This is a genomic window from Streptomyces chumphonensis, assembly GCF_014779715.1.
GTDB lineage: Bacteria > Actinomycetota > Actinomycetes > Streptomycetales > Streptomycetaceae > Streptomyces > Streptomyces chumphonensis.
In genome coordinates this window covers 50,863-64,267 of record NZ_JACXYU010000011.1, presented here as the reverse complement: position 1 = coordinate 64,267, position 13,405 = coordinate 50,863, and the positions used below count along the sequence as shown (strand labels likewise).

General features: G+C 73.8%; 6 protein-coding genes. 4 read left to right on the top strand and 2 right to left on the bottom strand.

Annotated elements, in window-relative coordinates; translation table 11 throughout:
* The first annotated feature begins 6 nt into the window (after positions 1–6).
* The 4 genes from IF129_RS19310 (at position 7) to fxsT (ending at position 8,044) form a co-directional block, all read left to right on the top strand.
* On the top strand, positions 7–3,150 hold the full coding sequence (locus IF129_RS19310; RefSeq protein ID WP_191210990.1) for an SAV_2336 N-terminal domain-related protein: 3,144 nt from the start codon (positions 7–9) through the stop codon (positions 3,148–3,150).
* 102 nt (positions 3,151–3,252) lie between these two features.
* Entirely contained in the window at positions 3,253–3,492 is a 240-nt protein-coding gene (locus IF129_RS19305; RefSeq protein ID WP_191210989.1) for a hypothetical protein, read from the top strand.
* A gap of 61 nt (positions 3,493–3,553) precedes the next feature.
* Complete coding sequence (locus IF129_RS26990; RefSeq protein WP_191210988.1) at positions 3,554–4,930, top strand: aKG-HExxH-type peptide beta-hydroxylase; 1,377 nt, start codon at positions 3,554–3,556, stop codon at positions 4,928–4,930.
* Between the two features lie 90 nt (positions 4,931–5,020).
* Complete coding sequence (fxsT, locus tag IF129_RS19295) at positions 5,021–8,044, top strand: FxSxx-COOH system tetratricopeptide repeat protein (RefSeq protein WP_191210987.1); 3,024 nt, start codon at positions 5,021–5,023, stop codon at positions 8,042–8,044.
* A 91-nt stretch (positions 8,045–8,135) separates the two neighbouring features.
* On the opposite strand, the gene IF129_RS19290 is transcribed toward fxsT, so the two are convergent.
* Positions 8,136–11,975 (bottom strand): multifunctional oxoglutarate decarboxylase/oxoglutarate dehydrogenase thiamine pyrophosphate-binding subunit/dihydrolipoyllysine-residue succinyltransferase subunit, encoded by a 3,840-nt coding sequence (locus IF129_RS19290; protein ID WP_191210986.1) that lies wholly within the window; start codon positions 11,973–11,975, stop codon positions 8,136–8,138.
* 308 nt (positions 11,976–12,283) lie between these two features.
* Positions 12,284–13,399: a sensor histidine kinase gene (locus tag IF129_RS19285; protein WP_191210985.1), complete on the bottom strand. Its 1,116-nt coding sequence runs from the start codon at positions 13,397–13,399 to the stop codon at positions 12,284–12,286.
* Positions 13,400–13,405: the final 6 nt, after the last annotated feature.

Here is a 13,405-nt window from a genome sequence, read left to right as displayed (position 1 = left end):
GCGGTGGTGGCGTCGCAGGGGCCGCTGCGCGACCTGCTGGCCCGGCTGCGGGCGGCCGGTCTCGACCCGACGGCCGAGGACCTCGCCGACGCCCTCTGGCTGGCCCGGGCGGCTTCCGGAGGGGGCGCCGGACGACCCGGCGACGCCCGGGGCGCGGCACCGGACCGGCCCGCGCCGACGGACGCCGACGCACCCGCGTCCCCCTCCGGCCGACCGGAACCGCCCGACGACCCCGACGGGCCGGGCGACTCCCCGGCGACGCCGCCCGTGCCCCTGTTCACCCCCGGACCGGACGTCCACGGCGGCCCCGGAGCGGACACGCCCGACCCGAGCCCGGGTGACGGCGGGTCCGCGCCGACGGCCTTCCCCGTCCGCGCCCCGGCCGCCGCCGCCCTGCCCGGCCTGCTGGACCTGCAGCGCGCGCTGCACCCCCTGCGCGGCTACCGGCCGCCGACCGGCTCCGGCCGCTATCGTCTCGACGAGGACGCCACGGCCGACCTCAGCGCCCGGGCCGGCGTCCTGCGGCCCGTCTTCCGCCCGGTCGAACGCTGGGGAACCGACATGCAGCTCCTCCTCGACACGTCGCCCTCCATGGTCGTGTGGGAGCGCATGTTCGAGGAGTTGCGGCAGGTCTGCGAACAGATCGGCGTCTTCCGGGACGTGCAGGCCCACTACCTGCACACCGCCCCCGACGGCGGCGCCGCCATCGGCACCTCGGCCGGCGGGGGCGCGCCCCGGCTGCGCGCCCCCGGCCAGTTCCGCGATCCGACGGGCCGCCGCCTGACCCTCGTCGTCAGCGACGGCGTGGGACCGCTGTGGCGCAGCGGCGCGGCGCAGCGGATGCTGCACGGCTGGGCGGGGACGGCACCGGTCGCCGTCGTGCAACCGCTGCCGCCGCGGCTGTGGCCGCGCACGACCCTCTCCGCCGTCCCCGGCCGGCTGCTGCGCGAGCCCGCCGGCGGCCCGCCCGGCTTCCGCCCCGACGGCTACGGGCCCGGCGCACACCCCGCGCCCGGCGCGCGGCCGGTGCCGGTGCTCTCGCCCACGGCGGTCGCCCTCGGGGCCTGGGCGCGGCTCCTGTCCGGCACGGGAGACGTCGCGGTGCGCGGCGCCGCCGCCTGGCTGCGGCCCGACCACCCGCCCACCGCGGCTCCCGGCCCCCACCGACAGGCGGCGCGGAGCCCGGAGGAGGTGCTGCGGGCGTTCACGGCGACCGCCTCACCGGGCGCCCGCAGGCTCGCCGCGCACCTGGCCGCCGCCCCCACGACGCTGCCGGTCATGCAGCTGGTGCAGCGGGCGCTGCTTCCGGGCACCGGGCCGATGGAGCTGGCCGAGGTGCTGCTCGGCGGGCTGCTGTGGCAGGTGCCGGGACCCGTCGAGGGCCCGGCGCACGGCATCGGCGCCGGGCCGCACTACCGCTTCGCGCGGGGCGTGCGCGAGATGCTGTTGGAGTCCTTGGGGCAGGACGCGGCGGCCAACGTGCTGCACCACTGCTCGCAGCTCGTCGCCCGGCACTTCGGCAGGGGCGCCCGGAACTTCCCCGCCTGGGCGGTCGCCCGGCTCACCTCCGGCCCGGCGGGGGGTGCGGCGGGCGGCGCCGCCGGTCAGGCGAGGGCGTTGGCCGGGGAGGAGGACGACGACGGCGGCGTCACCTCGCAGACGTCGCTCTTCGCCGAGGTGCCCGCACGCGTGGTGCGCTGGTTCCAGCCCGCGCCCGCCACGGAGGACGGCGCGGGCTCCCTGGGCAAGGCGGAGTCGCTGCTGCGCGAGTGGCGGCGGCAGCGTGACCCGGCACTGCTGGCCCAGGCCCGGCACTACGCCACCCAGGCCCTGGACGGTGCCGAGGCCGACGCCGCGGCGGACGCCGACGGGGTGCGCGCGCGGCTCGCCCTCGGCCGGACCCTGCTCGCACTGGCGGGCACGCCCGCCGTCCGGCGGGACACCGGCGCGCGCCGGGCGCTGCTGGAGGAGGCGGCGTCGTGGCTGGGTGAGGCCGTGCTGCGGTCGGGGCCGGGCCACCCCTGGCGGGCGCGGGCCGTCCTGGAGCTGGCAGCCGTCCACCACGACACGTGGCTGACCACCGGGAGCCTTCCGCAACTCGACTCGGCGGTTGAGGTGTTGAGTGGCCTGGAACCGGAAACGCTGCCTCCTGAAGAGCGCCGCACGCGGCACCTACGTCTGGGACGGGCGCTGTCGGCCCGCGCCGAGGCCGAACCGGTACCCCGGGCCAGGGCGCGGCTGGTCGCCGGCTCGGTGGCCGAACTGCGCGCGGCCTGCGAGCAGTCACAGGCCGCGGAGGTGCCCGACGAACTGCGGGCCGGAGCCCTGCTGGACTTCGCCGCGGCCCTGCGGCTGCACGGCCGCACCGAGGAGGCACTGGAGACCGTGAGCCGCGCTGACGAGCTGACCGGCCGGCACGACGAGAACCCGGCCCTCAGAGATCGACTGCTGCTCATCCGGGCCCGCTCCCTGGCGGACGCCGGGCGCCCCGAGGAGACCGACGCCGCCTACGACCTGATCGCGGACCGCGCACCGCGCGACAGCGTGCGCCGGTGCGAGGTGCTCGCCGAATGGGGCGCGGACCTGCTCGCCCGCGCCGACGCCCCCACGGCGTCCCCGGAGACCGTGGCGCGCGCCGAGGGCGTCCTGCGCGAGGCGTTCGCCACCGTGCCGGGCCGCTCCCCGCTCTTCTCCCGCCTCCAGCTGCTCCTCGCCCGCGCCCTGCTCGTGCGCTACCGCAGGGACCGCTTCCCGCCGGACCGCTACGAGGCGCTGCACCTGCTCACCGAGGCCGCGCGCCGTGGTGCCGACGCCGAACTGCGCTCGGCCGCCTGGCTGGAGCTCGGCCGCGTCCAGGGGGCGGACGACGGTTCGGCCCCGACGCGGGGCCGGGCGGACGCGGCGGCCTCCCTCGACGCTTCGCTCGCCGAGGCCCGCGCGGCGGCAAAGGACCGCCCGTCGGTGGGCGTCGCCCGCGCCCTGCACGCCCGGGGGGAGCTGCGGGAGGCCGAGGGACGGCCCGGAGCCGCGCTGGAGTCCTACCGCGAGGCGTCGGTCGAGTGGCGGCGGCTCGTCGCCCACCTCGACCCGGTGCCGTGGGAGGAGGTGGAGGCCACCCGGCAGCGCCTGGCCGGACTCGACGGCCGGTGACCGAAGCGCGACCGAACGGGTTTCCGTATCCGGCACGGCGGGAAGAACCGTGCAGCCGTTCGGGGCGCGTTCGGTGGGTGGCAGCGGGGAGGAGAGCGCAGGGTGACCAAGGACGTGCAGACGGCGTGGCCCGGCCGTGCGCCCGGTGCCCGCCCCCTACCCGACCTCGCCGACGTCACCCTCGCGGCCTTGGCCGATCTGACCGATCCGTACCTCTCGGCCCGGGTCGACGCCCTTCTGCGCGACCCGGAGGTGCTGGCCGAGGTGTGGTGCGGAGGAGGCACGGACTCGGAGGCGTCCCCTCCCTCGGCCGGCCTGCGCCGGGCGTCGAGGGAGAGGTGATTTCCAGCCAGATTCCTCCGGGGCGGCACGGCCGCCGGAGGCGCTCCCCGAGGAGGCGTCCGTGGCGGCGACCGGCGTGACGGAGCCGACCCGGCTGCCGGGCCCGGCTCTCGCCCGCCTGGCGACCACCCGCCCCGTGCCGGGCGATCTGGCCCTGCTGCACCGCGCGGTCGAGGACCGTCGGCTCGTGCTCCTCAAGGCCCTGCACACCCGGCTGCGCCGGTACCCGGACGCCGTCCGGCCCGAGGCGCGCCGCGCGTTCGCGTTCCACTGGGCCCTGCTCGCCCGTGCCGAGTCCCGCCACCCGCGGGCGGCCCGCGCGGCGCTCGGCTATCCGACGGTGGGCGCCCGGCTGGTCGCCGCACTGCGCGCGCCGGACGGCATCGGGCTGGAACGAGCGCTGACGGCCTTCGGGGCCACCGCCTCTGCGGTCGCCCTGCGCACGGGCACCTCCTTCTCGGCCGAGTTGGCCACGGAAGGCGGAGTGCTCGCGCTACCCGGCGTGGGCGTGTTCCACACGACCGCTCCGTGGGTCCGGCTCACCGCGCGGCGTGGCGCCGCCTGGTTGGCGCCGCCGCGCCGACCGGGCGGCGCGGTGCTGCTGCGCCTGCCCGCACGGTCCGGTGGGGCCCCGGGGCCGATTCTGGCCGGGGGAGGGCCGGGGTGGCGGCAGCCGCGGCGGCTTCCCGGCGCTGGCGTGTGGCTGGAGGACGTCGACCCCTACCGCGTGCCGGCAGGCGGGGTGGGACTGCCCACCGGCACACCCCACACCGCTGCGGACCGGGTCGAGGTGGGGGCGTACCCGTGGGCGGACCGCTGGCGCGCGGCGTTGGCCGTCCTGCTGACCGCCGATCCCCTCCGGGCGCTGGAGGCGAGGTCGCTGCTGCGCGCCGTCGTACCGCTCGGCGCGACTCCGCACGACGGCCCGGCCGCCGCCGGAGGCCGGCTCAGCGCGACGACCCGGGCGGCACCGGGCGCCCTGCTCACCACCCGGCCCGGCTCACCGGCGGAGCTGGCGGCCGTCATCGTCCACGAGACGCACCACACCGAACTCGACCTCGTGGACGACCTCGTCCCCCTGCTGCACGACGCGACCGGCCCGTCGGAGGCCCTCCGGCTCCCGACGGGTGCGGGAGGAGCCCTTCACACCGTCGGCTGGCGCGCCGACCCCCGTCCCGTGCGGGGCGTCCTGCACGGCACGTACGCGCACCTGGCGCTGGCCGACCTGTGGGCCCGGCTCGCCCGTGGTACCACCGCCCCCGCGCACGTCCGGGAGGCCGCGCGGGAGCGATACGAACGCTGCTGGGAACAGGTCGGCCAGGCCCTTCCCGTCCTCCTCAATTCGTCCGAACTCACATACGCTGGACGTGAGTTCGCGATAGGGATGAGCGAGTACCACCGGAGTCTGGGGAATCGGCCCGGCATCCCCCACGGTTGACCGAGAGCCAGCGATCGTGACGTAGAGTGATGCCCTCTCGCGTCAGTCGACGTGGATGGCGCGGTCCTACGCAACGAGGGAGACGTGCGCATGGCCGCACAGCGGCAGTCGGCAGGGAGCGGTGTGGACGAGTACCGCAGCGAGCACTTCGTCATCGCCTTCCCCGGCTACAACCGGCCCTGGGCCACGTGGATCGCGCGGCGCCTGGAGGCGTACCGCCACACCACCACCCTGTACCGCTGGAACCCGCCGCGTGAGGAGCCGCTGGAGACGGCCTTCGCCGACCTGCTGCTCTCCGGCAGCCGGGTGATCCTGGTGCTGAGCGACTGGTTCTTTCAACTGGGCCCTCGCCGGGAGGGTGAGTGGAACGACGTCCTCCGGGGCTATCTGCGGGAGCACGCCGACCGGTTCGCCGCCGTCAACCTCACCAACCGCACGCTGCTGCCGGCCACGACCGTCCTGCAGCCCGTGGACCTGTGGGCCGTCGGCGCCGAGGAGGCCGAGTGGCGCCTGCTGACCCGGCTCGGGCTGTCCACGAGCGCGCCGGAGCGCACGCTCGGCGGCGTGGAGTCCCGCTATCCCAACGATCCGCCCGTCGTCTGGGGCGAGGTGCCGCTCCGCAACCCGCGCTTCACGGGCCGGGACGACCTGCTGATGGAGCTGCAGCAGCGGCTCACGGACGTCGACCAGGGCGTGTCGGCCTGTGCGCTGGTCGGCATGCCCGGCATCGGCAAGACGCAGCTGGCCGCCGAGTACGCGCACCGCTTCACCCCGGACTACGACGTCGTGTGGTGGGTGCCCTCCGACCAACGCGGCACGCTGCGCGAGCGGTACGGCGAGCTCGCCCCCGAGCTCGGCCTGCGCACCGGCTCCGAGACCGGTGAGCGCATCCGCGTGGTGCGGGAGGCGCTGCGTCGCGGCGAACCGTACGGGCGCTGGCTCCTGGTCTTCGACGGATGGGACGACCTCGACGGAGCCGACGTGCTGCTGCCGCCCGGCCAGACGGGGCATGTGCTGGTCACCTCGCGCAACCGCGACTGGGGCCGCGTGGTCGACGTGGTCGACGTGCCCGGCTTCCGGCGGTACGAGTCGATCTCCTACCTGATGCGGCGGGCCCCGCACATCACCGCGGCCGAGGCCGAACGCGTCTCCGTGGAGCACCGCGACGTGCCGCTGCCGCTGGCGCAGGCGGCGGCTCTGCTCGGCGAGTCGCACATGCCGGTCACCGAGTACATGAGGTTGGTGCGGGACAGCGTCAACCCGATCTCTGGCCGGGCGGAGTTCGAGGGCTACTCCGACGCGTCGCTCACCTCCTGGTCGATCATGATCAACCGGTTGCGTGCCACACAGCCGCAGTCCGTCGAACTGCTGACCCTCGCCACGTGCTTCGCCCCCGGCCGCATCCCCATCGGCCTCGTGCACGGCATCCCGGCGGGGGAGCTGCCCGAGAACCTGGCGTGGATCGGCCGGGACCCGGCCGGCTGGACCCGGGCCCTGGACGCGCTGGTCAACTACTCCGTCATCACCCGCGACACCCGCACCGCGGCCGACGCCTCCAGCTCGGGCGAGCCGAGCCCGCGCCACGAGACGATCCACATGCACCGGCTCGTCCACGACGTCGCCGGCCGGCTCACCACCGCCGAGGACCGCGAGACCTACCGCCGTGTCGTGCGCCGGGTGCTCGCGGAGGCGGACCCCGGGCAGCCGCTCGAAGCGGCGAACTGGCCGCGCTACGCCGAGCTGCTTCCGCACCTGGAGCCGTCCGGGGCGCTCATCAGCACCAACGCCCGCGTTCAGGCCACCGTGCTGAACTGCCTGCGCTACTGCCTGCGCGCGGGGGAGTACGTCCTCGGCCGCCAGCTCGCCGAACGCGTCCGACAGGAGTGGTCGGAGTTCCTCGCCCCCGACTCGCGGGCGATGCTGGAGCTCACCACCCAGCAGGGCAACATCCTGCGCAACAGCGGCCACTTCCGCACGGCCTACGAGCTGGACCGCAGCATGCTCGAACGGCTCCGCGCCGGCGCGGAGCCCGACCAGCACGCCCTGCTGACCGCCAGCAACTCCTACGCCCAGGACCTGCACTACCTCGGCCAGTACCGGGAATCCCTCCAGCTCCAGCGCGAAGTGCTGGAGAACGCCCTCCTGCTGCGCGGCCCCGAGGACTACACCACGCTGACGAACCGGCACAACGTCGCGCTCGCCCTGCGCATGCTCGGCCGTTACGCCGAGGCCTACGAGATGGACGTCGAGACGCTGCGGATGCGCGAGTCCCTGCTGCGCTCCCGGCACGCGGCGACGCTCTACTCCGGGACCGCCTGCGCCCGCGACCTGCGCCTGATGGGCCGCTACCGCGACGCACTGGCCCGACAGGAGCTCGGCATGCGCCTGCACGTCCAGGTCCTCGGCGCGCAGCACCCGCAGACGCTGTGGGCCCGCTACAACCTCGTGCTGTGCGAACGCCGGGCGGGCAGCCCCCACCAGGAGGTCGGCCGGGTCATGGCGAGCCTGCTCGAACAGTTCGAGCAGACCTACGGCGGTGCCCACCACCAGACCGCCGTCTTCCAGACCGACTACGCCAACTACCTGCGCGAGCACGGGGACCTCGGGCAGGCGCGCGACCACCTGGACCAGGCGTCCGCCGTCTTCCGCAGTGTGCTGGGCCCGGCCCACCCCATCACCACGGGCATGCTGTCCAACGCGGGGCTCGTCCTGCAGGCCGCCGGTGAACGCGCGGAGGCCATGGCCGTCTTCGAGTCCGCCTACGCCGGGCTCGCGGTCACCCTCGGGCAGGACCACCCGTGGGTGCTGGGCTGCGCGCTGAACGCCGCCCGGGGCCGCAACTTCAACGACCGGCTGGAGGACGCGGCCGAGCTGAGTCGCGACACCCTGCGCCGCGCCCGGCACGCGCTGGGCGAGGACCATCCGCTGACGCTGTCCGCGCAGACGGCCCTCGCGGCCGACCTGCGGTCGCTGCGGGAGCGGACCGAGGCCGACAAGCAGGAGGAGGACGTGTTGCAGCGCCTGACGCGTGCCCTGGGGGCGCAGCACCCGCACACCCTCTCCGCCCAGCGCCGCGTCCGGCCCTACTGGGACTTCGAGGCGGCCATGGGCTGATCCCGGCCCGCGACGCCCCGGGGCCGGGCCCCTCCGTGGAGAGACCCGGCCCCGGGGTGACGCGGTCGCCCGTGACGGGACGGCGCGGGTGTCAGAGGTCGAAGACCTCCGCGACCAGTTCCGCCTGCTCCTGCGCGTGCCGCTTCGGCGAACCGACCGCCGGCGAGGAGGAGGACGGACGCGAGACCCGGCGCAGCCGGTCCGCGTTGTCCGGTGCCGCGCCGATGATCAGGTCCAGGTGGTCCACCAGGTTCAGCGCGATGAACGGCCACGCCCCCTGGTTGGCCGGCTCCTCCTGGGCCCACACGTACTTCTGGGCCTTGGTGAAGGGCGCCAGGGCGTCCTGGATCTCCTTGGCGGGCAGCGGGTACAGCCGCTCGATCCGGATGAGCGCCGTGTCCGTCGCGCCGCGCTTCCTGCGCTCGGCGTCCAGGTCGTAGTAGACCTTGCCGGAGCAGAAGACGACCTTGCGGATGGCCTCGGCACTGACCTCGCCGGAGTCCACCAGCGTGTCGCCGATGACCGGGCGGAAGCCGCCGGAGACGAACTCCTCCGTGCGGGAGGCCGCCGCCTTCAGCCGGAGCATCGACTTCGGTGTGAAGACGACCAGCGGCTTGTGGTGCGGGTTGTGCACCTGCCAGCGCAGCAGGTGGAAGTAGTTCGACGGCAGCGTCGGCATCGCGACGGTCATGCTGTTCTGCGCGCACAGCTGGAGGAACCGCTCGATGCGGGCCGAGGAGTGGTCCGGGCCCTGGCCCTCGTAGCCGTGCGGCAGGAGGAGCGTCACACCGGAGGTCTGACCCCACTTCTGCTCGGCCGAGGAGATGAACTCGTCCACGATCGTCTGCGCGCCGTTGACGAAGTCACCGAACTGGGCCTCCCACATCACCAGCGCCTCGGGGCGGGCGAGCGAGTAGCCGTACTCGAAGCCCATCGCCGCGAACTCGCTGAGGAGCGAGTCGTAGACGTTGTAGCGGGCCTGGTCCTGCGTCAGGTACAGCAGCGGCGTGTAGTCGTCGCCGGTGTTCTGGTCGATCAGCACCGCGTGGCGCTGGCCGAACGTGCCGCGCCGCGAGTCCTGGCCGGCGAGCCGGACGGGGGTGCCCTCCATCAGCAGCGAGCCGATGGCGAGCGTCTCGCCCATGCCCCAGTCGATGGTGCCGTCCTCGACCATGGCCGCGCGGCGCTGGAGCTGCGGCAGCAGCCTCGGGTGCACGGAGATCCGGTCGGGGATGTTGACCTGGGACTCGGCGATCCGCTTGACGACCTCCTGGCTGACCGCCGTGTCCAGCGAGACCGGGAACTCCGGCTTCGGCGGGGCCGACTCCTCCTGGCCCGGCGTCACGGCGGCCTCGCGGACCTCGGTGAACACCTTCTCCAGCTGCCCCTGGAAGTCCTGGAGCGCCTGCTCCGCCTCCTCCATGGTGATGTCGCCCCGGCCGATCAGCGACTCGGTGTAGAGCTTGCGCACCGAGCGCTTCTTGTCGATCAGGTTGTACATGCGCGGCTGGGTGAACGAGGGGTTGTCCGTCTCGTTGTGGCCCCGGCGGCGGTAGCAGACGAGGTCGATGACGACGTCCTTGTTGAACGCCTGCCGGAACTCGAACGCCAGCCGCCCCACGCGGACGACGGCCTCCGGGTCGTCGCCGTTGACGTGGAAGATCGGGGCCTCGATCATGCGCGCCACGTCGGTGCAGTACATCGACGAGCGGGCCGCCTCCGGCGCCGCCGTGAAGCCGACCTGGTTGTTGATCACGATGTGCACGGTGCCGCCGGTGCGGTAGCCGCGCAGCTGCGACATGTTCAGCGTCTCGGCCACGACGCCCTGGCCCGCGAAGGCCGCGTCGCCGTGCAGCTGGACGGGGAGGACGGTGAAGTCCGTGCCGCCCTTGCCGATGATGTCCTGCTTGGCGCGGACGACGCCCTCGACGACCGGGTCGACGGCCTCCAGGTGCGAGGGGTTGGCCGTCAGCGAGACCTTGATCTCCTCGCCGTCCAGGCCGGTGAAGGTGCCCTCGGCGCCCAGGTGGTACTTGACGTCGCCGGAGCCGTGCATGGACTTCGGGTCGAGGTTGCCCTCGAACTCGCGGAAGATCTGCGCGTACGACTTGCCGACGATGTTGGCGAGCACGTTCAGCCGGCCGCGGTGCGGCATGCCGACCACGACCTCGTCCAGCCGCGACTCCGCCGCCGAGTCGATGACGGCGTCGAGCAGCGGGATGACGGACTCGCCGCCCTCCAGCGAGAACCGCTTCTGGCCGACGTACTTCGTCTGGAGGAACGTCTCGAACGCCTCGGCGGCGTTCAGGCGGCGCAGGATGCGCAGCTGCTCCTCGCGCTCCGGGGTGGAGAACGGGCGCTCGACGCGGTCCTGGATCCACTTGCGCTGCTTCGGGTCCTGGATGTGCATGTACTCGATGCCGGTGGTGCGGCAGTACGAGTCGCGCAGCACGCCGAGGATCTCGCGCAGCTTCAGCATCGACTTGCCGGCGAAACCGCCGACGGCGAACTCGCGCTCCAGGTCCCACAGGGTGAGGCCGTGCGAGGCGATGTCCAGGTCGGGGTGCTTGCGCTGCTTGTACTCCAGCGGGTCGGTGTCGGCCATGACGTGGCCGCGCACCCGGTAGGAGTGGATGAGGTCGAAGACGCGGGCGGCCTTGGTGACCTCGTCGTCGTGCGAGACGTCGATGTCCTGGTTCCAGCGCACCGGCTCGTAGGGGATGCGCAGGGACTCGAAGATCTCGTCGTAGAAGTCGCTCTGCCCCAGCAGCAGCTGGTGCATCTGGCGCAGGAACTCGCCCGACGCCGCGCCCTGGATGACCCGGTGGTCGTAGGTCGAGGTCAGCGTCATGACCTTGGAGATGCCCAGCTTGTTCAGGGTGTCCTGGGAGGTGCCCTGGAACTCCGCCGGGTACTCCATCGCGCCGACGCCGACGATGAGGCCCTGCCCGGGCATCAGGCGCGGCACGGAGTGGACGGTGCCGATGCCGCCGGGGTTGGTCAGCGACGCGGTGACGCCGGAGAAGTCGTCCATCGTCAGCTTGCCGTTGCGGGCGCGCCGGACGATGTCCTCGTAGGCCTGCCAGAACTCGAAGAAGGTGAGGGTCTCCGCCTTCTTGATCGCGGCGACGACGAGCTGACGGTCGCCGTTCGGCTTCACCAGGTCGATGGCCAGACCGAGGTTCACGTGGTCGGGCTTGACCAGCGTGGGCTTGCCGTCCTTCTCGGTGAACGAGTGGTTCATCGAGGGCATCGCCTTCAGCGCCTGCACCATGGCGTAGCCGATGAGGTGCGTGAAGGACACCTTGCCGCCACGGGCGCGCTTGAGGTGGTTGTTGATGACGATGCGGTTGTCGAAGAGCAGCTTCACCGGGACCGCGCGGACGGAGGTGGCCGTCGGCAGTTCCAGCGAGGCGTTCATGTTCTTCGCGACGGCGGCGCCGGGGCCGCGCAGCGTCACGTACTCGGGGCCGGTGCTCGGCTCCTCGCCGGCCGGGGCGCTCTTCGGCTGCTCCTTGGGCGTGGCGGCCTGCGCCTTCGGCTGCTCGGCCTGCGGCGCGGGCCGGGGCGCGGCGGCCTTCGGCTGCTCGGCCGGGGCCTGCGGGGCGGCCGGCTGCGGCGCGCGCGGCGGAGCCGGCCGGGCCGTGGCCTGCGGCTGCCCGGCGGGCTTCTCCCCGGGGGCCGGAGCGGGCCCGGCCTGCGCGGGGGCGGCGGCTGCGGGAGCCTGCGGCTCCGCACTCGTCGTCTGGCCCGGCTTGTAGTCGGCGAAGAAATCCCACCAGGCCCGGTCTACCGAGTTCGGGTCCTGGAGGTACTGCTGGTAGATCTCGTCGACGAGCCACTCGTTGTGACCGAAACCGGTGACGGGGCTCTTTCCTTGCCCGTCCTGGTCGGTCGAGATGCTCGAGGTCTTCGGGGACTGTGACGACACGGCGGCAACCGCCCTCTTCCGCTTCACATGGTGGTGGACAGCGGGAATCAAGGCTACGCCCCCGAGGCCGTTCGGTGCAGTCCGGACCGGCCAGTCGTCGCGCACGTCACATCTGGGGCGGTGTTTCAGGGCGCGCGGAGGTGGGAAAGACACAGGGTTTCGCCTGTTCCGGGTACGTCGGCCCACGACTGCGGCCATCGAGTGCCACAGCCTTTCGAAGGCGTTACCGGTTCACGCGGGTTTCACACCCGGGTGGCCGAACAGACGTCTCCCCGACACCGACGGACGGCGCCGTCGCCGAGCCTACGTCACTCCGGCAGCCGACCGAGACCCGGAAGAGTGACGACCATGCGGCAGCCCCGGGGCGACTCCGCGACCCGGATCCGGCCCCCGTGCAGGTTCACCGCCCAGCGGGCGATGGCCAGGCCGAGTCCCGTGCCGCCGTCGCCCGAATCGGCGCTCGCCGACCGCCCGAACCGCTCGAAGACCCGCTCCCGGTCCGACTCCGGAATGCCCGGCCCCTCGTCCTGCACCTCCAGCTCCAGCCCCTGCGGCTGCCGCCCGGGCCGGGCCGAGACGGTGACGCGGCCGTGCGCCGGGCTGTGCTTGACGGCGTTGTCGATGAGGTTGGTGACCACCTGGTGCAGCCGCTCGGAGTCCGCGTGCGCGGTCAGCTCCGGCGGGGAGACGTCCAGGTGCAGGTGCACGTCCGTGCGCGCGTGCCCCTGGCGCTTGCTCATGTTGGCCTCCTTGAGCACGTTCGCCAGGTAGGGCCACACCTCGAAGCGTCGCGCCCGCAGCGGCAGGACGCCGTGGTCGAGTCGGGAGAGGTCCAGGAGCTGCTCGACCAGGCCACCGAGCCGCTCGGTCTGCCGCAGCGCCGTCATCATCGTCTCCGGGTCGGGCCGCGACACGCCGTCCACGACGTTCTCCAGCACCGCCCGCAGGGCCGCGATGGGGGTGCGCAGCTCGTGCGACACGTTCGCCACGAGCTCCTTGCGGTGCCGGTCCGCCGCCTCCAGGTCGGCCGCCATCACGTTGAAGGTGGCCCCCAGCTCGCCCAGCTCGTCCCGTCGGTCGAACTGGACGCGGCGTGCGTAGTCGCCGCGGGCCATCGCGCGCGCCGCGTCCGTCAGCTCGTCGAGCGGGGCCGCGAGGCGCTGCGCGACGAACTGCGTGATCAGCAGCGAGGCGATCACCGCGAGGATGACGATGACGCGCAGCTCGATCGCCACGTTGAGGGCGACCACGATGAGGAACGTCGTGATGCCGACGGAGACGCTGACCAGCCAGCCGAGCGCACCCTTGACGGAGCGGAAGGGGTCCACGTGGCGCAGCGCGGCCCAGGTTCTGGCCTTGAGGGACGGCCGCTCGGCCCGGGCCCGGCATCCGGAGGGGCCGGCCGTCGGCCGGTAGCCGCTCACCCGGGG